General features: G+C 72.6%; 19 protein-coding genes. 5 read left to right on the forward strand and 14 right to left on the reverse strand.

Annotated elements, in window-relative coordinates; genetic code table 11:
• Positions 1–9: 9 nt before the first annotated feature.
• Positions 10–642, forward strand: coding sequence for an isochorismatase family protein (locus tag AB0E67_RS15855; protein ID WP_362026356.1), 633 nt, complete (start codon positions 10–12; stop codon positions 640–642).
• A 5-nt stretch (positions 643–647) separates the two neighbouring features.
• On the forward strand, positions 648–878 hold the full coding sequence (locus tag AB0E67_RS15860; RefSeq protein WP_362026358.1) for a phosphopantetheine-binding protein: 231 nt from the start codon (positions 648–650) through the stop codon (positions 876–878).
• 132 nt (positions 879–1,010) lie between these two features.
• On the opposite strand, the gene AB0E67_RS15865 is transcribed toward AB0E67_RS15860, so the two are convergent.
• From AB0E67_RS15865 to AB0E67_RS15875, 3 genes are read right to left on the reverse strand one after another with little or no spacing between them, the layout of a single operon-like run.
• Positions 1,011–1,814, reverse strand: a complete 804-nt coding sequence (locus AB0E67_RS15865) for an SDR family NAD(P)-dependent oxidoreductase (RefSeq protein WP_362026361.1) — start codon at positions 1,812–1,814, stop codon at positions 1,011–1,013.
• 59 nt (positions 1,815–1,873) lie between these two features.
• The gene (locus AB0E67_RS15870; protein WP_362026364.1) at positions 1,874–2,695 is read right to left on the reverse strand and encodes an SDR family NAD(P)-dependent oxidoreductase; all 822 of its coding nucleotides are present in this window, start codon (positions 2,693–2,695) and stop codon (positions 1,874–1,876) included.
• On the reverse strand, positions 2,613–3,404 hold the full coding sequence (locus tag AB0E67_RS15875) for a GntR family transcriptional regulator (protein WP_362026367.1): 792 nt from the start codon (positions 3,402–3,404) through the stop codon (positions 2,613–2,615). Before AB0E67_RS15875 ends, AB0E67_RS15870 begins: the two co-directional genes overlap by 83 nt.
• A 352-nt stretch (positions 3,405–3,756) precedes the next feature.
• Here AB0E67_RS15875 and AB0E67_RS15880 point away from each other — a divergent pair, with 352 nt between their 5' ends.
• The 3 genes from AB0E67_RS15880 (at position 3,757) to AB0E67_RS15890 (ending at position 8,853) form a co-directional block, all read left to right on the forward strand.
• Positions 3,757–5,943 (forward strand): thiamine pyrophosphate-dependent enzyme, encoded by a 2,187-nt coding sequence (locus AB0E67_RS15880; protein WP_362026370.1) that lies wholly within the window; start codon positions 3,757–3,759, stop codon positions 5,941–5,943.
• A gap of 37 nt (positions 5,944–5,980) precedes the next feature.
• On the forward strand, positions 5,981–7,342 hold the full coding sequence (locus AB0E67_RS15885) for a 2-oxo acid dehydrogenase subunit E2 (protein ID WP_362026373.1): 1,362 nt from the start codon (positions 5,981–5,983) through the stop codon (positions 7,340–7,342).
• A 179-nt stretch (positions 7,343–7,521) separates the two neighbouring features.
• Positions 7,522–8,853 carry an MFS transporter gene (locus AB0E67_RS15890; RefSeq protein WP_362026376.1) on the forward strand — a complete coding sequence of 444 codons (1,332 nt, stop codon included), beginning with the start codon at positions 7,522–7,524 and terminating at the stop codon, positions 8,851–8,853.
• Between the two features lie 133 nt (positions 8,854–8,986).
• Here the strand turns inward: AB0E67_RS15890 and AB0E67_RS15895 are convergent, their stop codons facing one another.
• The 11 genes from AB0E67_RS15895 to AB0E67_RS15945 all read right to left on the reverse strand — a co-directional run bounded on the left by AB0E67_RS15895 (position 8,987) and on the right by AB0E67_RS15945 (position 20,066).
• Complete coding sequence (locus AB0E67_RS15895) at positions 8,987–9,649, reverse strand: dienelactone hydrolase family protein (RefSeq protein ID WP_362026379.1); 663 nt, start codon at positions 9,647–9,649, stop codon at positions 8,987–8,989.
• 72 nt (positions 9,650–9,721) lie between these two features.
• Positions 9,722–10,438, reverse strand: a complete 717-nt coding sequence (locus AB0E67_RS15900; RefSeq protein ID WP_362026382.1) for a DUF6390 family protein — start codon at positions 10,436–10,438, stop codon at positions 9,722–9,724.
• Complete coding sequence (hypE, locus tag AB0E67_RS15905; protein ID WP_362026385.1) at positions 10,439–11,542, reverse strand: hydrogenase expression/formation protein HypE; 1,104 nt, start codon at positions 11,540–11,542, stop codon at positions 10,439–10,441. It lies immediately after the preceding gene.
• A complete protein-coding gene (gene hypD, locus AB0E67_RS15910) occupies positions 11,539–12,642 on the reverse strand; it encodes a hydrogenase formation protein HypD (protein WP_362026388.1) in 1,104 nt (367 codons plus the stop codon). The genes hypE and hypD overlap by 4 nt, the downstream gene beginning before the upstream one ends.
• Positions 12,639–12,935, reverse strand: a complete 297-nt coding sequence (locus AB0E67_RS15915; RefSeq protein WP_362026391.1) for a HypC/HybG/HupF family hydrogenase formation chaperone — start codon at positions 12,933–12,935, stop codon at positions 12,639–12,641. The genes hypD and AB0E67_RS15915 overlap by 4 nt, the downstream gene beginning before the upstream one ends.
• 47 nt (positions 12,936–12,982) lie before the next feature.
• Positions 12,983–15,562 (reverse strand): carbamoyltransferase HypF, encoded by a 2,580-nt coding sequence (gene hypF / locus AB0E67_RS15920; protein WP_362026394.1) that lies wholly within the window; start codon positions 15,560–15,562, stop codon positions 12,983–12,985.
• A gap of 2 nt (positions 15,563–15,564) precedes the next feature.
• Positions 15,565–16,092 (reverse strand): hydrogenase maturation protease, encoded by a 528-nt coding sequence (locus AB0E67_RS15925; RefSeq protein WP_362026396.1) that lies wholly within the window; start codon positions 16,090–16,092, stop codon positions 15,565–15,567.
• Positions 16,093–16,238: 146 nt separating this feature from the next.
• Positions 16,239–17,711, reverse strand: coding sequence for a hypothetical protein (locus tag AB0E67_RS15930; RefSeq protein WP_362026399.1), 1,473 nt, complete (start codon positions 17,709–17,711; stop codon positions 16,239–16,241).
• Positions 17,708–18,394, reverse strand: a complete 687-nt coding sequence (locus tag AB0E67_RS15935; RefSeq protein WP_362026402.1) for a DUF6084 family protein — start codon at positions 18,392–18,394, stop codon at positions 17,708–17,710. Before AB0E67_RS15935 ends, AB0E67_RS15930 begins: the two co-directional genes overlap by 4 nt.
• Positions 18,391–19,089 carry a DUF5947 family protein gene (locus AB0E67_RS15940; RefSeq protein WP_362026404.1) on the reverse strand — a complete coding sequence of 233 codons (699 nt, stop codon included), beginning with the start codon at positions 19,087–19,089 and terminating at the stop codon, positions 18,391–18,393. The genes AB0E67_RS15935 and AB0E67_RS15940 overlap by 4 nt, the downstream gene beginning before the upstream one ends.
• Positions 19,086–20,066, reverse strand: a complete 981-nt coding sequence (locus tag AB0E67_RS15945; RefSeq protein ID WP_362026407.1) for a NifU family protein — start codon at positions 20,064–20,066, stop codon at positions 19,086–19,088. Before AB0E67_RS15945 ends, AB0E67_RS15940 begins: the two co-directional genes overlap by 4 nt.

The raw sequence follows: 20,066 nt of genomic DNA on the forward strand, positions 1-20,066 counted from the left end.
GGACACCCCATGGCCCTGCCCGAGATCACCTCCTACCCCATGCCGGACGCGGCCGACCTGCCCGCGAACCGGGTCGACTGGAAGGCCGACCCGGCCCGCGCGGTCCTGCTCGTGCACGACCTGCAGAACTACTTCCTCTCCGCCTACGACGAGAGCACGGACCTGATCCCGAGACTCCTGGCGAACGTCGCCGCCCTGCGGGCGCGCGCCCGGGAGCTGGGCATCCCCGTCCTCTACACCGCCCAGCCCGGCGGGCAGACCCCGCCGCAGCGCGGTCTGCAGCAGGACTTCTGGGGACCCGGCCTGCCCGCCGACCCGGCGGCCGAGGCGATCGCCGACGCCGTCGCCCCCGGCCCGGACGACACCGTCGTGACCAAGTGGAAGTACAGCGGGTTCGCCCGCACCGATCTGGCCGACCGGCTGTCCGCGCTCGGCCGCGACCAGATCGTCGTCACGGGCGTCTACGCCCACATCGGTGTGCTGATGACCGCCTGCGACGCGTGGATGCGGGACATCGAGGCGTTCGTCGTGGCCGACGCCGTGGCGGACTTCTCCGCCGAGGAACACGCCATGGCCCTGAAGTGGGCCGCCGGGCGGTGCGCCGTCGTCACCACCACCGACACCGTCCTGGAAGGGATCTGAACATCGTGGCACTCACCCTGGAAGAGATGCGCAATGACATCGCCGACGTCCTCGGCGAGTCCGTCGACGACATCCCCGACGACGAGAACCTCGTCGACTACGGCCTCGACTCCGTCCGGCTGATGACCCTGGTCGGCCGCTGGCGCGAGGCCCACGGGGCCGACATAGCCGTCGCGGACCTCGCCGAGCGCCCCGCCGTCGAGGAGTGGGCCGTGCTGCTGAAGGTCACCGTCTGACCCGGCCGAGGAGGACGGCCCGGGCCCGGGGCGCGCGGTGAGGAAGCCAGTACCGCGCCCGCGGGCCCCGGGGCCGGTCCCCGCGGGCGGCCCGGGCCGGCCTGTCGGCGGCCCGGTCGAAGTGACGTGACGTCAGCCGGACGTCACGGCATAGCCGTCGGCCGTCCAGCCGCCGTCGCTGACCATCACCTGACCCGTGATGTTCGCGGAGACCTCCGACGACAGGAACAGCGCCAGGTGGGCGATGTCCTCCGGGCGGCCGAGGCGGCCACGCGGGGTTCGGCGGCGCAGCGCCTCCGTGTCCAGCCGCCCGTCCTCGGCGAGCCGGGCCACCAGATCGGTCTCGACATACCCGGGCGCGAGCGCGTTGACGCGGATGCCGTACGGGGCCCACTCCACGGCCAGGACCTTGGTGAGGGCGGCGACGCCCGCCTTGGTGGCGCAGTAGGCCGCGCGCTCGGGCCCGGCGGTCACCCCGTACATCGACGAGGTGGTCAGGACGACACCCCCGTCGCCCTCGCGCATGACGCGGGCGGCGGCCCGCGCGCAGACGAAGACGCCGGTGAGGTTGACGTCCAACGCGGTGTTCCAGCGGCCGAGTTCGACATCGAGGGAGGGGGCGTTGGCGGACACGCCGGCATTGGCGACCAGCACGGACAGTCCTCCCGTCCGGGCCGTGAAGCCGGCGAGCGCCTCCGTCACGGCTTCCTCGTCGCTCACCGGGGCCGTAGCCGTCGCGATCAGCTGGTCGGGCCGTCCCGCCTCCAACCCGGGCCGGATCCGTTCCAGTTCGTCGCCGTCGATGTCCAGCATCAGCACATGGCACCCCGCGCGTGCGTATGCCTCGGCCATCGCCAGGCCCAGGCCGCGCGCGGCGCCGGTGACGCACACCGACCTGCCGCGCAGGTCGGGGTAGATCGCCGCTCGTGTCGTCATCTTCTCGTCCGTTCCGTTCCTGCTCGCGCGTTTCCCCCGCCGGTGTGTGCCCTGCCTGATCAGGCCATGTGCATGCCGCCGTTGACGTGGATGACCTCGCCCTGCACGAAGCTCGCGGCGGGAGAGCACAGGAAGGTGACGACGGAGGCCACCTCCTCCGGCCTGCCCAGACGGCCCAGGGGAGTGGTGGCGAGCGCGGTGTCGCCGCGGTCGGCCACGTAGTCGCGGGTCATGGGGGTCTCGATGATCCCGGGCGACACCATGTTGATCCGTGCCCGGGAACCGAGTTCCCAGGCGAGGCTGCGGGAGAAGGCGAGCAGCGCGCCCTTCGTCGCCGCGTAGTGCGCGTGCCGGACGCTGCCGCGGTGACCGGCCATGGACGTCAGATTGACGATGCTGCCGCCCTCGTTGAGGTGGGGCAGGACGGCGCGGGTGAGGTAGAAGACACCGTTCAGGTTGACCGAGATGACGGTGTTCCACTGCTCGTCGGTCATGTCGGCGACCGCCTGCTCGGGGTAGATCCCGGCGGCCGGCACGAGGAAGTCGACCGAGCCGAACGCCTCGACCGCGGCGGCGACGAACGCGTTGTTGCTCTCCGGCGATGCCGCGTCGAGCACCCGGGTGATCACGCTCCCGCCGGTCGGGTCGAGCGTCGCGGCGAACTCCTCCAGCACGGCGGCGTTCAGATCGCCCAGCACCAGGTTGGCGCCCAGGGCGTGGAACTGACGGGCCACCTCGCGGGCGATGCCGCCGCCCGCGCCCGACAGGAGGAGGGTCCGGCCCTCGAAGGGGCGGGCGTCAGTCGGCCGGGCGTGCCGCGTCTCCTCGGACGTTCCCCGCGTTCCCTGTGCCCGCTGCGCCTGCTGTGTGGTCGGTGTCATGGTCGTCCTCGTTGAACAGTTCGGGATGTTGGGCCAGTTCCAGCCGGGTGCGGCGGAGGTGGCCGGTGAGAAATCGTTCGGCGTCGACGGTGTCGCGTCGTTCGATCGCCTCGATGATCAGGCGGTGCTCGGCGTGGATCAGCTCCCAGCCGCTGTCGCCCGCGAGCCGGGTGAAGGCGCGCCGGTAGTGCTGGGTGGTGTTCCAGAACCGGTCGACCATGTCGGTGATCTGGGCGACGCGGCAGCCGGCGTAGGTGAGCAGGTGCAGCTCGCGGTCGAGCGCCAGGAACCGGTCCACGTCGGTGGTGAGCTCGATCTGCCGCGCGATCGCCGCCAGCTCGGCGACCTGCTCGGCGGAGAGGTTCGGAATGCTCTCGCTCAGGGCGAGCGGTTCCAGGCGTTCGCGGATCTTGTAGACGCCCTCGCACTCCGCCATGTCCATCCGGGAGACCCAGGCGCCGCTGTTGGACTTGACCACGGTCAGGCCCTCGGCCGCCAGTATCCGCAGTGCCTCGCGGACCGGCAGCCGACTGGCGCCGAGCTGCGCGGCGACCTGCTCCTGCATGATCCTCGCGCCGGGGCGCAGCTCACCGCTCAGGATGGCGGCACGCAGGTGGTCCGCGACGCGCTGGCTCGCGACGGCGGCGGCGCTGGACCCGGACGAACCGGCGCCCGGCGTGCGGGATCCGGTGGACGGCTTCAGTGACATGGCTCTCCCTGGTGCGGTGCGGCGATGCGTTGAAGGACGGCGCGGCGTCTGCGACGGCGTGTTCAGACCGAAGGCTGCCACAGCCGTACCGCCGCACCCGATCCGTACCGCTGCCCGCCGGGGCGGACGGATGGCGGGCCGATGTGTTCCGGGTCGGCCGGGTCGGGGAGAGCCTGCCCCCGATCCGCTACCGAATGGATCCATTTGCTTGCCATGGGTCTCACAGTGCGTCGCTGCAAGGGGCCTAGTCAATGGAAATGTCGGAAACTTGAACATAACGTTCCAGTAACGGGTATTGGTTATGGATCCATTCGCTGCGACAGTGCTCACCGAATCACACAGGAGAGTGCTCATGCCCACACATCGGAAACTGGCCCCCGCGTCCCCCTGGACCGAGGTGACGGCGACCAAGAAGGACTGGCACGGCGCGGATCCGCGGCTGCTGACCTCGATGTTCACCCAGACCCTGCTGATCAGGGCCTTCGAGGAGTACGTCCTCGACCTCGCGGGACAGGGCCTGGTGCACGGCCCGGCGCACTCCAGCATCGGCCAGGAGGGCGGCGCCGTCGGCTCCGTGCTCCCGCTGACCGGCGCCGACTTCGTCGGCGGCTCGCACCGCGGCCACCACCAGTTCCTCGCGAAGGCGCTGGGGTACGTCGCACCCGGCGGCATCGACCTGCGCGGTCCCGTCGACGAGGAGGTGCGCACCGTCCTGCTCCGCAGCCTGGCGGAGATCTGCGGTCTGGCCAGGGGCTTCTGCCGGGGCCGGGGCGGATCCATGCATCTGCAGTGGGCCGAGGCCGGGGCGATGGGCACCAACGCCATCGTCGGTGGCGGCGTGCCGCAGGCAGCCGGGTTCGCCTGGTCGGCGCGGCAGGCCGGCACCGACGCGGTCTCGGTGACCTACTTCGGGGACGGCGCGGTCAACATCGGCTCGGTGCTGGAGACGATGAACCTCGCCGCGGCCTGGAAGCTCCCGGTCTGCTTCTTCATCGAGAACAACAAGTACGCCGTCTCCACCCACGTGGACGAGGCGACGGCGGAGCCCCGGCTCTCGGCGCGCGGTCTGGGCTTCAACATCCCCAGCTGGCGCGTGGACGGCATGGACCCGCTCGCCGTGTACCTGGCCATGAGCGAGGCCGTGGACCACATGCGGGCGGGCAACGGCCCCACCATCGTCGAGGCCGAGGTCTACCGGTTCTTCCACCAGAACGGCCCGTTCCCCGGCAGCGCCTTCGGCTACCGGACCAAGGACGAGGAGAAGGAGTGGCGGTCCCGCGACCCGCTGGCCCTCCTCTCCCGGCAGCTGGTCGAGAACGGGATCCTCGGCGCCGACGAGATCGAGGAGTGCACCGCGCGCGCCAAGGCGCTCATGGCCGCCGTGGGCGACGAGCTGCTGGAGCCCGACCCCGACGGCAAGCCGGGCAGCCGCCGCATCAAGCCCTCCGAATGGCCCGACCCGTCCTTCCGCGACGTCGGGATACGCGGCGACCTCGGCGAATTCGACGGCGTGCGCCTCGCCGACACCGACACCTTCCAGGGACGCCTGGAGCAGCGCAAGTTCATCGACGTCGTGGCCGAGGTGATGAGCCACCGCATGGCCGAGGACGACTCCGTCGTCGTCATGGGCGAGGACGTGCACCGCCTCAAGGGCGGTACCAACGGCGCCACCAAGGGCCTGGCCGAAGCCCACCCGGACCGGGTCCTGGGCACGCCCATCAGCGAGAACGCCTTCGCCGGTCTCGCCGGGGGCATCGCGCTCGACGGCCGCTACAAGCCCGTGGTCGAGTTCATGTACGCCGACTTCATGTGGGTCGCGGCCGACCAGATCTTCAACCAGATCGGCAAGGCCCGGCACATGTTCGGCGGCGACGGGCAGGGGACCGGCGTACCGCTCGTCCTGCGCAGCAAGGTCGCCATGGGCACCGGGTACGGATCCCAGCACTCGATGGACCCGGCGGGCGTCTTCGCCACCGCCCCCGGCTGGCGGATCGTCGCGCCGTCCACGCCCTTCGACTACGTCGGCCTGATGAACAGCGCGCTGACCTGCAAGGACCCGGTCGTCGTGCTGGAGCACACCGACCTGTACAACACGGTCGGCCAGGGTCCGGTCGACGACTTCGACTACTGCCTGCCCGTGGGCAAGGCGGCCGTGCGCCGCACCGGATCCAAGATCACCGTCGTCACGTACCTGGCGATGACCAACTACGTCCTGGAGGCCGTCGAACAGCTGGGCCTGGACGCCGAGGTCATCGATCTGCGCTGGCTGGACCGCGCCAGCCTGGACTGGGAGACCCTGGGCGACAGCATCCGCAGGACCAACAACGTGCTCATCGCCGAACAGGGCCCCGTCGGCACCTCCTACGGAGGCTGGCTGGCCGACGAGATCCAGCGGCGCTGGTTCGACTGGCTCGACCAGCCCGTCCAGCGCGTCCACGCAGGTGAGTCCTCGCCCAGCATCAGCAAGGTGCTGGAGCGGGCCGCCATCGCGCGGACCGAAGAGGTCGTGGCCGCGCTCCAGCGGGTCACCGAGAACTGACCCTCCCCGTACGACACGACACCCAGGAGGGTTGATCATGGCTGAACTGTTCCGAATGCCCGCGGTGGCCGCCGACTCGCCGACGGCGGTGCTGTCCGCCTGGCTGGTGGCCGAGGGCGCGGCGTTCACGAAGGACGACGCGCTGGTCTCCATCGAGACGGACAAGGCGGAGGTGGACGTCTCCGCCGAGCGTGACGGCGTGCTGCTCAAGGCGCTCTACGAAGCCGGTGTGGAGATCGAGGTCGGCGACCCGATCGCCGTGCTCGGCGCCGTCGGCGAGCAGGCCGACGGCCTCGACGCGCTGCTCGCGGAACTGGGCGTCGCCGTCGCGGCGCCCGGCGAGGCCCCGCAGGCGGTCCGCCGCGACGTGCCGGAGGAACCGGCCGCCGCATCCCCGGCGCCGACCGCATCCCCGGCCCCCGCGGCTCCGCGGCCCACCGCCGCGGCGGCGGCCGAGCCGGAGCGCGGCGGGCGCGTCTTCAGCAGCCCGCTGGCCCGCAGGCTGGCCCGGGAGGCCGGGCTGGACTTCACGGCCCTCACCGGGACCGGCCCCGGCGGCCGCGTCGTGCGACGGGACGTCGAGGCCGCCGTCGCCGCCCGCGACACCCCCCGGGCGGCGCCGCAGGCCCCGGCCACCGTGCAGCCGCCGGCCCCGGCCGAACCCGTCGGCACCACCGGCACGACCGGCGCCACTGGTACCGTCGCCACCACCGGCACCGGCGACCACGAGGACATCCCGCACAGCCGGATGCGCCGGGCCATCGCCAGGCGTCTGACCGAGAGCAAGCAGCACACCCCGCACTTCTACCTGCGGGCGACCTGCGCCGTGGACGAACTGCTCGCCCTGCGGCAGCGGATCAACGCCGTCGGCCCGGTCAAGGTCTCGGTCAACGACCTGCTGATCAAGGCCGTCGCCACGGCACACACCCAGGTGCCGGAGATGAACGCGATCTGGACGCCGGACGCCGTCCGCCGCTTCCGTACCGTCGACGTGTCGGTCGCCGTCGCCACCGAGACGGGACTGGTGACCCCGGTGCTGCGCGGCATCGAGAACCTGTCGGTCTCCGCGATCGCCGCCCGCACCCGCGCGTACGCGGAACAGGCGCGTTCCGGGGCGCTGCGCCCCGCCGACCTCGAAGGCGGCTCGATCACCGTGTCGAACCTCGGCATGCACGGGGTCGAGGAGTTCGCCGCCATCATCAACCCGCCGCAGGCCGCGATCCTGGCGGTCGGCGCGGCACGCGACGAGGCGGTGGTCCGCGACGGCGCGGTCACCGTGGCCAAGGTGCTCGGCGTGGTCCTGTCCGTGGACCACCGTCCGGTGGACGGCGCCGTGGCGGCACGCTGGCTCGCGGCCTTCACCGAGGCCGTGGAGAACCCGCTCCGGCTCCTCGTCTGAACCCTTCCCGGCCGCCGTGGGCCCGCCCGTGACGGCATCGCCCCACGGGCCGCCCGCGGCCCCGTCGCCCCACGGGCGGCCCGTCGGCCCCGCTGCCACGGGCCGCCCTTCTCCCGGCCCCGCCCGCCTCGGCCGCAGCCCGCGCCCGTAGGCTGCCAGAGCAACCCAAGAGGACACCGATGTCTTTGATCCGCGGATCCCGCACCCCAGATGCGGCCACACCATCCGAGACCCCGAGCGACGCGCTCGGCGAGCTGGACCGCCGCAATTTGCGGCGGCTGATGCCGCTGCTGCTGGCCGCCTACATCATGTCGTTCCTCGACCGGACCAACATCGGTCTCGCCAAGGAGCGCCTGGAGGTCGACCTCGGCATCTCCGCCGCGGCCTACGGGCTGGGCGCCGGGCTGTTCTTCCTCACCTACGCGGCGTCCGAGGTGCCCAGCAACCTGATCATGCACCGGGTGGGCGCCCGCTGGTGGATCACCCGGATCATGCTGACCTGGGGCATCATCTCGGCGTGCATGGCCTTCGTGCAGGGCGAGAAGTCCTTCTACGCCATGCGGCTGCTCCTCGGCGCGGCCGAGGCCGGGCTGCTGCCGGGCATCCTGCTCTACTTCACGTACTGGTTCCGCTCCGAGACCCGCGGCCGGGCCATCGGCCTGCTCCTGCTGGGCGCCTCCATCGCCAGCGTCGTCGGCAACCCCCTGGGCGGACTGCTCATGGAGATGGACGGCATCGGCGGCTGGCACGGCTGGCAGTGGATGTTCGTGATCGAGGGCGTCCCCTGCGTCTTCCTGGCGTTCGTCGTCTTCCGGTTCCTGCCCGACGGCCCGGCCAAGGCGCCGTGGCTGACGGCCGAGGAGGCCCGGCTGGTCCAGGACGCGGTCACCCGCGAGCAGAACGAGGGTGCCAAGGCGGCCGGCAACGACTCCGGCTCCCTGCTGACCGTGCTGCGCGACAAGCAGATGCTGCTGGCCATCTTCGCCAACTGGACGCACCAGGTCGCCCTGTACTCCGTGGTCTACTTCCTGCCCGGCATCATCGGCGGCTGGGGCCACCTCTCGCCCTTCACCATCGGCCTGCTCACCGGGCTGCCCTGGCTCACCGCTGCCGTCGGCGCCATCTTCGTGCCGCCCCGCGCGACCACGCCCCGGCGCTCGCGCAACTTCGTGGTCGTCGGCCTGCTGATGATGTTCACCGGGCTCGTCGTCGCCGCGGTCGCGGGCCCCGTGATCGCGCTGCTCGGCTTCTGCTTCACCGGCCTGGCGTTCTTCGTCGTCCAGCCCCTGCTGTTCAACTTCCCCGCCACCCGGCTCGCGGGCAAGACCCTCGCGGGCGGCCTGGCGCTGCTCAACACCATCGGCATCACCGGTGGCTTCGTCGGCCCGTACATCATGGGCTACGCCGAGGACGCCACCGGCAACCACCTGTCCGGACTGTGGGTGTCCGTCGTGCTGCTGGCACTCGGGGCCCTGGCGGCCACACGGCTGCGCTTCTCCCCGAAGTCCTGAGGGACCGGCCCCCCCGAAGTCCTGAGCGGACGGCTGTGTCCGGGCCACGACAAGGCCCGGACACAGCCCTTCATGGACACGGACCGCCGCGCACGACGGTCCGGCCGGGCGGGGCGCGGCGCCGCGCCCGCTCTCAGCCCGCTTCCTCTTCCCCTCCCGGGCGCAGGAACCAACGGCGTGCCGCCTCGGCCACCTCTTCCAGGGCTCCGGGTTCCTCGAAGAGATGCGTCGCCCCCGGGACCACGTGGATCCGGTGCGGAGCGCGCAGCCGCCCGGCCGCCTCCTCGTTCAACCGCAGCACCTCCTGGTCGGCGCCGCCCACGATCAGCAGCACCGGGGCGCGCACCCGGTCCAGGGCCTCCTCGGCCATGTCGGGGCGGCCCCCGCGGGAGACGACCGACCGGACGTGCCCGGGCCGCTCCGCCGCGGCCAGCAGCGCGGCCGCCGCCCCGGTGCTCGCACCGAAGAGACCCAGCGGAAGTCCCGCCGAGTCCGGCCGGGCCGCGAGCCAGTCCACCGCCGCCACCACCCGTCGGCCGAGCAGGCCGATGTCGAACCGGTACTGCCCGGTCACCACGTCCTCCCGCTCCTCCCGGACGGTCAGCAGGTCCAGGAGCAGCGTGCCCAGCCCCGCCTCCCGCAGATACGCGGCCACCGCCCTGTTGCGCGGGCTGTGGCGAGAGCTGCCGCTGCCGTGGGCGAAGAGCACCACACCCCCCGCCTCCGGTCCGAGCGCCAGGTCACCGGCGATCACCGATCCGTCGACGGGTACGGAAACAGCCTCCGAGGTTGCCATCGTCACCCACTCCTTCCCGGGAGGACCGTCGCGCCCGTCCCGTCCCGCCGCCCGTCCGCCGGACGGCGCGAGTCAGCCGGCGGTCAGCCCCTGCGCCGTCAGCTGACGCGCCTCCGCCGCTTCGATGCGTGCCGCCTGCGGCTCCGTGAGGACGTCGCACACCCAGTCCCAGTGCAGCGCCACCAGATCCCCGGGGCCGAGCCCCGGGACCAGTGAACGGCCCCCTGTGGACCAGCGTACGGACTCCCGGCGCGGAGCCCCGTGGACCAGACGGCCGCCCGTCCAGAGCAGCGGCCGGGACTCGACCTCGGCCCGCTCGCCGCCGACCGAACGCACCACGCCCGTGCGGATGCGGCACCGGTCGAGGACGGACAGCGCCGTCGGATGGCCCGAGGCCACCAGGAGACGCGTCCAGGGGTACACCTCGAAGACCTGGAAGCTGTGGTGGGCGCGGGCACGGCCGGACGCGTCCTGCCATGTGCCGCCCTCCTGGCCGCGGAAGCGTTCGCGCAGCCGGGCCAGCAGTACGGCGGGGTCGGCGCGTTCCAGGAGCTCGTTGCCGATCCAGTACGCCTCGACCACCCGCTCGTCCAGGGGGTCGGGGAGCCCGGCCGCCTCGGCGAGCAGTTCCAGGTAGCACCAGGCGCCCTCGAACCTGCGTGCGTGACGCTCGACGACCGCGGTGTCCTCGGGACGGAGCAGGGCGGAGGGGTCGGCGGGGCCGCAGTAGCCGAGCTCGTTGGGCGGGTAGGCGTACCGGGCGAACAGGGCGGCGCCGTGCGCGCTCACTCAGCAGATCCTCGGGAGCTGCTCGCCGACCGGCAGGCCGACCACCCGGGAGCCGCCGAGGCCGGTCCTGGCCACCACCATGCCGGGATGGTCGGCCACGCACGTGCCGATCCGGCGGGCCGCGCGGCCCAGCGGGTGCGACGTGAGGGCCGACAGCACGGTGTCGGCGGACTCGGCGGGCACGAAGGCGATCAGCTTTCCCTCGTTCGCCACCTGGAGCGGGTCGAGTCCCAGCAGACCGCACGCGTCACGCACCGCGTCCGGCACGGGCAGCTCGCGCTCGACCAGTTCGACGCCGACGTCCGAGGCGCGGGCGATCTCGTTGAGCGAGGCCGCCACCCCGCCGCGCGTGGGATCGCGCAGCACGCGTACGTCGGCCCCGGTGGCGAGCATCGCGGCGACCAGGCCGTGCAGGGGCGCGGTGTCGCTCTCCACCGCCGTACCGAACTCCAGGCCCTCCCGGCAGCTCATCACCGCGATGCCGTGCACCCCGATGTCGCCGCTGATCAGTACGGCGTCCCCCGGGCGCGCGCGACCCGGACCGATGTCGACGCCGTCGGGGATCACGCCGATCCCCGAGGTGGTGACGTAGACCCCGTCGCCGCTGTGGCGGTCGACGACCTTGGTGTCGCCGGTGACCAGCCGGACCCCGGCCGCCCCGGCCGCCGAGCCCATGTCGCGCGCGATCCGTCCGACGTCGGTCAGGGCGGTGCCCTCCTGGAGGATGAACGCGCAGGACAGGAACAGCGGTACGGCGCCCGACATCGCCAGGTCGTTGACCGTTCCGTTCACCGCGAGGTCTCCGGTGGAACCGCCGGGGAAGAACATCGGCTTCACCACGAACGAGTCGGTGGAGAAGGCCAGCCGTGTGCCGTGGCCGACGGTCAGCACCGCGGAGTCGCCCATCCCGGAGACGGCCGCCGGGCCATAGGACGGGAGGAACAGGTGCTCGATCAGTTCGGCGGACATCGCCCCGCCACCGCCGTGGCCCATCACGACCACGGGCGTCTCACGCAGCGGGGCCGGGCAGACCCACCCCTCGAAGTCGAGGCCGGTGTCCGGGGCAGGGGCAGGGGCAGGGGCGTGCTTCGTCGTCTCGGTCATTTCGCGTCGACCAGTTCCAGTCGGCGGTACGCGTAGTAGGCGGAGCAGGCGCCCTCGGAGGACACCATCGTGGCGCCCAGCGGATTCCTCGGGGTGCACTCCTTGCCGAACGCCTGGCACGCGTGCGGCTTGATCAGCCCCTGGAGCACCTCGCCCGACCGGCACAGCGACGACTCCGACGTACGGATCGCCGCCACGTCGAACCGGCGTTCGGCGTCGAACTCGGCGTACTTCTCGGCCAGTCGCCAACCGCTGCCGGGGATCATGCCGATGCCGCGCCACGTCCGGTCCGTGACCTCGAAGACGTCCCGCAGCATCTCCATGGCGGGGAGGTTCCCCCCGGCGGGCACGGCGCGGGGGTAGGCGTTCTCCACCTCGTGACGGCCCTCCTCCAGCTGGAGCACCACCCTGCGGATGCCTTCGAGGATGTCGAGCGGTTCGAAGCCGGTGACCACGATGGGGACGCGGTACTTCTCGGCCAGCGAAGGGTACTGCGAGGTCCCCATCACGCTGCACACGTGCCCGGCGGCCAGGAACGCCTGTACCCGGCAGGAGGGGGACTCCATCACGGCTGCCACCGCGGGCGGCACGAGGACGTGCGAGACGAGCAGCGAGAAATTGCGCACGCCCAGCCGCCGTGCCTGATGCACCGTCATGGCGTTGGCGGGGGCGGTGGTCTCGAAGCCGATGCCGAAGAAGACGACCTCCCGGTCGGGGTTCTCCCGGGCCAGTCTCAGCGCGTCGAGCGGGGAGTACACGACGCGCACGTCACCGCCCGCGCTCTTCACCGAGAACAGGTCCTGACCGCTGCCCGGTACCCGCAGCATGTCGCCGAACGAGCAGAAGACGACCTCCGGGCGGGCGGCGATGGCCAGCGCCCGGTCGATGATCTCCAGCGGCGTCACGCACACGGGGCAGCCGGGACCGTGGATCAACTCCACGCAGTCGGGCAGCAGTTGGTCGATACCGTGCCGAATGATCGAATGGGTCTGGCCACCGCAGACCTCCATCATCACCGCGGGCCTGGTGGCGGTCGCGCGGATCTGGTCGAGCAGTCGCTCGGCCAGCCGGGGATCGCTGAACTCGTCCAGGTACTTCACCGGTCGGCTCCTTCCTTCGGGGGCTGCTGTGCGGCGGCCGCTTCGAGGCCGTCGCCGAACTCCTCCTCCAGGAGCCCGAGCCGCTCGAAGTCGGCCAGGGTCGCCCGGGCGGAGGTCTCGTCGAGCCGCTGGATCGCGAAGCCGACGTGCACGATGACGTACTCGCCGCTCACCGCGTCGGGGACGTACTGGAGACAGACCTCCTTGCGTACGCCGCCGAAGTCGACCTCCGCCATCGGGACGCCGTCGACCTCGGCGGTATGGAGCACACGCCCCGGTACTGCCAGACACATGGTGTCTTCCTTCCCTGCGGGTCATGGGTGGGATTCGCTCGCGGACGTCAGCAGGACGACGCCGCGACCAGCAGTTGCCCGAACGCGAGTCCGCCGTCGTTGGGCGGCAGCAGACGCGGACGCAGGACGATGAAGTCCCGTGCCGACAAGGCGGTCCGGGTCGCCTCCAGGAGAACGGCGTTCTGGAAGACGCCACCGCCCAGCGCCACCACACCGATCCCGGTCCGCTTCCGGCACAGCTCGGCGAGACCGGCGACGAGAAGGGCCACGGCCGTGTGGAAACGGGCCGCGACCACCTCCGCGGGCACACCCGCCCGGACGTCGGACACCACCGCGCGGATGACCGGACCGGGGTCCGCGAGCAGCGGTTCGCCGCCTCCCGGCACGGCCCGGGTACCGAAGGTGTAGGCGTGTCCGGCGGGCTCGGGCGATGCCGCCCGTGCCAGCCCCTCCAGCGCGATCGCCGCCTCGGCCTCGTACGCCACCTCGTGCCGCACGTCCGCCAGCGAGGCCACGGCGTCGAACAGCCGGCCCATGCCGGAGGTCGGGACACAGCCGAGGCCCGTCGTCAACTGGTGGGCCAGTACCCCGCGTTCGTCCTGCGGGCAGGCCGCGACCGACGGAATCCCCTCGTCCCAGGGGACACCCGCGGCGTGCAGGTGGGCGAGTGCCATCCGGTACGGACGCAGTACGCTCGCGTCGCCACCGGCCAGGGGCACGTACGCCAGGTGCGCCGCCCGCCGGTACGACGCGTACCCGGCGATCAGCACCTCGCCGCCCCACATCGCCCCGTCGGTGCCGTGGCCGGTGCCGTCGAAGGCGAAGCCGATGACCTCGTCCTCGGGGCCGAGGCCGTGCTCTCCCATCACGGACGCGATGTGCGCGTGATGGTGCTGCACGGTGTGCACGGAGCGGGCCCCGGCGCGGGTGCGGGCCCAGGCGCCGCTGCGGTAGCCGGGGTGCCGGTCCGCGGCGAACCGCTCCGCCTCGACGCCGGTCAGCAGCGCGAGATGGTCGGCCGTGCGGGACAGGGCATCGATCGTCGAGAGGTCATCCATGTCCCCGATGTGCTGGCTGACCCAGGCGTGGGAGCCCTCGCCCAGTGCGCAGGTGTTCTTGAGGTCGGCGCCCGCGGCCAGCAGCGGCGGCACCTCGAAGGGGAGGGGGAGGGGGAGCGGCGCGTATCCGCGCGATCGGCGCACGGGCAGTTCGGCACCCGCGACGAAGCGGCTGACCGAGTCGTCGCACGGCACCCGGATCGGCCGGTCGTGCCGCAGCCAGGCGTCGACCAGCGGGGCGAGCTCGGTCAGTGCCTTCGCGTCGTCCGTGACGATGGGCTCCCCGGAGCGGTTGCCGGACGTCATCACCAGTGCGTCGGGGCCGGGGGCGTCGCCGTCGAGGCCGAGGAGCAGGACGTGCAGGGGGGTGTACGGAAGCATGATGCCGAGGTCCGGGCTGCCCGGGGCCACGGCGTCCGCGACCCCGACGGCGCCCGCGCGCGAGCGGCGGGGAAGCAGCACGATGGGCTTCACGGCCCCGCTGAGCAGACGCTTCTCGTCCTCGGTCATGGTCACCAGTTCCTCGGCCACATCGAGGTCGGCGACCATGACGGCGAAGGGCTTGCCGCCCCGGCGCTTGCGGCGGCGCAGCCGGTCGACCGCCGCCTCGTCACGGGCGTCGCAGGCGAGGTGGTAGCCGCCGATCCCCTTGACCGCGACGATCCGCCCCCCGGCGAGCAACTCCCGGGCGCGGCGCAGCGCTTCGTCGCGGTGCAGCGGTGACCGGCCGTCCTTCCGGACCAGTTCGAGCCGCGGACCGCAGGCGTGGCAGGAGATCGGCTGGGCGTGGAAGCGGCGGTCGCGCGGGTCGTCGTACTCCGCGCGGCAGGTCTCGCACATCGCGAAGTCCGCCATGGTGGTGGCCGCCCGGTCGTAGGGCAGGCCGGTGACGATCGTGAACCGCGGACCGCAGTGGGTGCAGGTGATGAAGGGGTGACGGTGGCGGCGGTCGTCCGGGTCGCGCAGTTCGGCCAGGCAGTCCCGGCAGGTCGCGGTGTCGGGGGAGACGAGGGTGCGGGCCCGGCCGGTGGCGTCGGAGTCCGCGATGGCGAACCCCTCGCCCCCGCGGAGCGGCCGGTCGGTCTCCGTCACGGACTCCACCATGGCGAGCGGCGGCGGTCCGGTCCGCAGCCGGTGCCCGAACTCCGCGACCGCGTCGGCGTCCCCCTCCACCTCGGCGACCACCCCGTCGCCGGTGTTGGCCACCGATCCGACGAGGCCGAGGCCGGTGGCGGTGACGTGGACGAACGGACGGAAGCCCACGCCCTGCACCACGCCGCGCACCTCGAAACGACGGCGGACCCGCTCCTGGCGACGGTCCGCCTCGCCGTCCTCCCGGGGGCCGCTGCCCATCAACTCCAGCCCCGACAGCGCGGCCGCCGCCTGGGCCTCGTCGATGACCTGCGTGGCGAAGCCCATGTGGAGCAGTACCCAGTCGTCGGTGGCCGGCGGCGCGTCGAGCATGCCGATGTTGACGCGGCGCCGGGCCCCCTCCACGTCGACGAGGGCGAGCTGGCCCGCGTATCCCTCGACGATCTCCACGACGCGTCCGGGAATGCCGAGACACATGATCAGGACCTCCGGAGCGGGTCGGGCGCGGTGGCCGGTTCCTGGCAGGGCGCGGTCGCGGACAGCCGATGGACCAGCGCCCGTACGGCTTCCACCGCCCGGGGGACGGCCGCGGCGACGGCCTCGCTGAGACCGATGCCCTCGTCGACGTCGGCGGGCGTGCAGCCCACGACGTGAGTCAGCGGAAGCGTACCGCCTAGTTGGTCCAGATTTGCCAGCACCGCAACCGGATTCATGCCATGTGCGTCGAATTCACCGGATCCGAGATCGTCCGGACCGACCTCCAGAACCGTCAGCTCACCAGGCGCTCCGCCGCCAGGACAGGCGTCGACCAGCACCAGCGCGTCGTATCCGTCGAGCAGGTCGTACGCGAGGTGCATCCCCCGGATGCCGTAGTCGACGACCCGGACCCCGGCCGGGAGCGGCTCGCCGCAGGAGCCGGCGGTGAGCCGGCGCACGACCTCCGGGCCGAAGCCGTCGTCGCCGAGGAAGAGGTTGCCGACGCCGGCCACGAGCACTCCTGCGGACACGTCAGAACCCCTCCCCGGCACGTGACGCACTCACATGGAGCGCATTCTGAGATACCTGCGGATGTCGGGGATCGACCGCACGCCGACGACGACGGCGACCACGGCGAGCGTGGCGACCACCCCCGTGGTGACCAGTCCGAGCGATTTCACGATGGGTTCTCCTTTGGGGACTCCGATGGACCGGGGACGCCCCGTCCGGGGCCGCCGACGGGCAGCGGCTCCAGTTCGTCGGGGGCGAAGTAGAAGGAGCGGCCGTACCATTCGTGCAGGTCGGCCGCCGGGTCGTCGACGAGGACGAGGGCCACGTGCGTGCGTTCGTCGACATCGCGCAGCACGGCCGTCACCCGCGCCACCCGACCGGCGAAGAAGAGGTCCTGGGCATCGGCGCGGCGGGCCGGACGCACCCGCACGAGGCTGTCCCTGGCGACGCGCACCCCGTCGATCACGACAGTCTCGGACCCCGGCGGCGCGCCGGCGCCGGCCGTCGGATCCCACCACGGCGCGCCGCCGCCCGCAGGACCGGCCGGCACGGTCTCCGGCCTCCTTCCGAACCGGCCCGGGACGGGCACCTCCCGGCACGCAGCCGGGGCGTCGGACGGCCGGATCAGGCCGTGCAGCTGCCGGAGGTCCTCCGGCGCCATCGCGTCGCAGCGGTCCACGATCTCGCGGGCCCGGGGATCGGTGGCCCGGGCCTCGGCCTTCTCCTCGTCCGTCATCGTCATGATCCGGAGCGTCAGGAGCTCGTCGATCTCGGTCGAGTCGAACAGGGCGCCCGGGCTCTGCTCGGCGATCTCCGGATGGTCGTAGAGGATGATCGGCGCGCCGAGCACCGTGTCCGTGGAACCCTTCGGCCCCGCCAGGACCGGCCAGCACCGCCGTTGCTCGCACCGCGACACCGCGGCGGCTGCCGCGTCCGGCGGCTCGCGCAGGGAGACGAACTCCGCGCCGTGCGGGGCCCGCAGCAGCAGGTGCGTGCCGAGCAGCGAGGCACGGACCGCGGACTCCTTGTCGGCGGCCGTCATGGCGTGCTCGTTGTCCACCGACACCGACAGCCGCAGGAATCCGTCGTCCTCGGCCGTACGGGTGCGGACCCTGGCCAGCAGCGGCTCGCGGCGGCGAACGATCTGACCCACCGTCACTCCCCGTGCGTCCGTGATCGGTTCGCGCTCCTCGCCGCCGGGCACGGAGCAGAGCCGATCGGTCGAGCCGGTCAACGGGACCGGCCCCGGGTCCACCTCCCGCTCCACCGCCTCGTCCCAGCTGAGGAACGCCACGCCGTCCACGGTGAGTCCATCGACGTCGGTGTGACCGCCGTCCGCCTCCCTCCTGCGCACCTGACGCACCTGGTGCTGGAGGAAGCGCAGCCGGACCGTCACCGCGCCCGCGGGCGACGGACCGGGCGGGACGGACAGCAGACACTCCATCGCCATGCCCGGCTCCTCGGCGAAGCTCGTGGGCGCCGCCGAGGGCGGCCCGAGCACACCGAACTGCCAGCGGGACCGGTTCTTGTGGGAGCCGGCGCGGTACGGGTACAGCAGATAGCCCTCGTACAGCACCGCGTCGGCGATCCGGCGCACCGGATCGTGATCCGCCGGAGCCGTGGGATTCGTCCGGGTCACTGGACCACCTCGTCGAGGTCATCGGCGGCGCCGCCGCCCGCTTGCGACAACAACGTGCGAACCGTCTCGTCCCAGCTGATCAGCCCGCGCCGCTCCCGGAAACGGGCGAAGTCGGCGAGGACGTCGTGATCCAGCCTGATCCAGCCGGAATGCGGGAAGTGGGACGCGATCACCTGACGCCATACGTCGACCGGAAGGTGATAGCGCGCCTCGCAGTCCCAGGGAACCTGCCGTACGCCGAATCCGGCGCGGCCCCCTCCCGAGGTGAAGACGGTGCCCGAGAAGAGCAGACTGAGCGGCACCGCCCCGTCCCCGAGCGCATGCAGATAGCGCGAGCCCACGACGTCGAAGTCGTAGCTGCACGGCAGCGCGAGGTCGGTCTCGGTGGAGCCGGTGAACCCCTGCACCGTCGTGTCGCACCGCATCCACAGGAACGGGCGCAGCGTGCCCGACCACCGCTCCCGTCCGCCGAACAGGCCCAGGAGCGCGTCCTGTTCGGCCCGGTCGTAGGGGCGGCGCTGCGGTTCGATGCGGACCTGGCAGCGCAGCACGATCGCGTGGATCCGCTCGCCCGTGCCGTCCTCGATCCTCAACCGTGCGGTCAGCTGCGGCGCCGCCGTGTACGGCTCGGCGGCGATGTCGCGTACCGAGAACTCCAGTCCGCAGGACGCGGGCCCGTTCACGAGCGACCACCCCTGCCGGCGGGCCCGGAGGCCGTCCGCTCCGTGCTCACCGGCCTGCTGCGGGCGTCGACCCGTTCGAAGAACGCGTCGAGCGCGGCATGCGCCTCCCGGCCGCCGTCGAATCCCCGCCACAAGGTGCGCAGCCGGCCGGCCAGTTCGTAGCAGGCGTCGATCGGCACCAGGTGGCACGAGGACACGCCCTCACGACCACCCTCGTCGTTCCGGCGGACGAGGAGCGCCTCCACGTCGGGACGCACCGTCGACAACGCGGGGTCGGCCTCCACCAACGCCGCCCAGGCGTCCAGCGGCAGTTCGGACTCCGTCGCCCCGGCCGGGCCGGGATAGAAGGCGACGGTGCGGTCCCGCCTGGAGTCACGGAACAGGAAGGCCAGGCCCACCGGGATCCGCGACGCGTCCCACACCCGCGCGTCCGGCGAGAACCCCTCGAAGCGCAGATACCGGTCGGGGACCGCGCGATAGCGCTGCTGTGCCCCCTCGTCCGTGAACAGCAGATGGCAGGACCGGCAGCAGCACATCAGGGCGCGGCTCTTCAGGTCCACCACGTGCCGGTGCTCCTCGGCGGCCGGAGCCGCGCACATCTCGCAGCGCTCGCCGGTGACCGGCTCGGGACGGTCACGGCCGATCCGGAGCAGCACCGCGGCCGGGGACCCGGAACGGCCCGCGGGCGCGCTCACGGGGCGGCCACGGGTGCGGACGGCACGGCGACCGAGGCGGAGGCACCGTCCACCAGCAGGGGCAGCGGGTCCAGATGCGCCCCGTCGGCGTCCGCGTCGAGGCAGGCGCCTGCCCGCCGGACGTCGTAGTGGGCGCGGCAGGCGGCACAGCGCAGGACTCCGTCGTCCGGGCCGCCGCCCAGGCGCCGGGCCAGCGTCGCACCCTCCATGGGCCGCTCGCACCGGGCACACCGGTCGTGGAACGCGAACAGTTCGGTGCCGATCCGGCAGGCGATCAGGGGGAATCCGCCGACGCTGAGCCGTTCGGCCTCGCCGGAGCCCAGCGCGACCAGGGCCGGGGCCGGTTCCCAGACCGCGCCGGCGTCCTCGCCGCCGCCCTCCGGCGGCCCTGCCTCGCGCAGGCGGGAGTACAGCGAGTCCACCGCCACCAACGGCCCAGGAGCAGCGGTGGTCCCCGCGCTCCCGGTCGCGGGATCGACCTCGATCGTGATGATCTCCGGTGCCGCCGCCTCGACCGCGCCGCGCACGGCGAGCGCGAGCGTGGCGGAGGACGACGGGCAGCCGTCGCAGGTGCCCAGCAGCCGCAGCCGTACGGCCCCGTCGTCCGTGACCCCGAGCAGTTCCACATCGCCGCCGTGCGAGCCGAGATACGGACGCACGCTCTCCAGCGCGCTCTCGACCCGGTCCTCCACACCGTACGGGTGCAGCCCGTGCACCAGGAGCATGCCGGCCACCAGGTCGTCGGCGGCGAGGGCGGCCAGGAGCGGGTCGTCCAACCGGCCGTGCGCGTGGACCAGGTCGAGGAGCCGTTCGAGTCCGGCGCCGTAGAAGTCGGTCACGAGCCGGACCAGTTCCTCGCCGCGCTCACGGGCCGCGGTCCCTCCCGCCGCACAGGCGGTGAGCAGGCTCTCGATGCGCTCGCCGGTCGTCCGCCAGTGCTCGGAGGCCGGGGGAGGGGACGTCTGCAGCTCCGCCAC

It is taken from the genome of Streptomyces sp. NPDC032161, assembly GCF_040636995.1.
Lineage (GTDB): Bacteria > Actinomycetota > Actinomycetes > Streptomycetales > Streptomycetaceae > Streptomyces.

Excerpts from the sequence above, each read along its gene's own strand:
- AB0E67_RS15855 (WP_362026356.1), top strand. The coding sequence starts at position 10 with ATGGCCCTGCCCGAGATCACCTCCTACCCCATGCCGGACGCGGCCGAC.
- AB0E67_RS15865 (WP_362026361.1), bottom strand. The coding sequence starts at position 1,814 with ATGACGACACGAGCGGCGATCTACCCCGACCTGCGCGGCAGGTCGGTG.
- AB0E67_RS15870 (WP_362026364.1), bottom strand. The coding sequence starts at position 2,695 with ATGACACCGACCACACAGCAGGCGCAGCGGGCACAGGGAACGCGGGGA.
- AB0E67_RS15875 (WP_362026367.1), bottom strand. The coding sequence starts at position 3,404 with ATGTCACTGAAGCCGTCCACCGGATCCCGCACGCCGGGCGCCGGTTCG.
- AB0E67_RS15880 (WP_362026370.1), top strand. The coding sequence starts at position 3,757 with ATGCCCACACATCGGAAACTGGCCCCCGCGTCCCCCTGGACCGAGGTG.
- AB0E67_RS15885 (WP_362026373.1), top strand. The coding sequence starts at position 5,981 with ATGGCTGAACTGTTCCGAATGCCCGCGGTGGCCGCCGACTCGCCGACG.
- AB0E67_RS15890 (WP_362026376.1), top strand. The coding sequence starts at position 7,522 with ATGTCTTTGATCCGCGGATCCCGCACCCCAGATGCGGCCACACCATCC.
- AB0E67_RS15895 (WP_362026379.1), bottom strand. The coding sequence starts at position 9,649 with ATGGCAACCTCGGAGGCTGTTTCCGTACCCGTCGACGGATCGGTGATC.
- hypE (WP_362026385.1), bottom strand. The coding sequence starts at position 11,542 with ATGACCGAGACGACGAAGCACGCCCCTGCCCCTGCCCCTGCCCCGGAC.
- AB0E67_RS15915 (WP_362026391.1), bottom strand. The coding sequence starts at position 12,935 with ATGTGTCTGGCAGTACCGGGGCGTGTGCTCCATACCGCCGAGGTCGAC.
- hypF (WP_362026394.1), bottom strand. The coding sequence starts at position 15,562 with ATGTGTCTCGGCATTCCCGGACGCGTCGTGGAGATCGTCGAGGGATAC.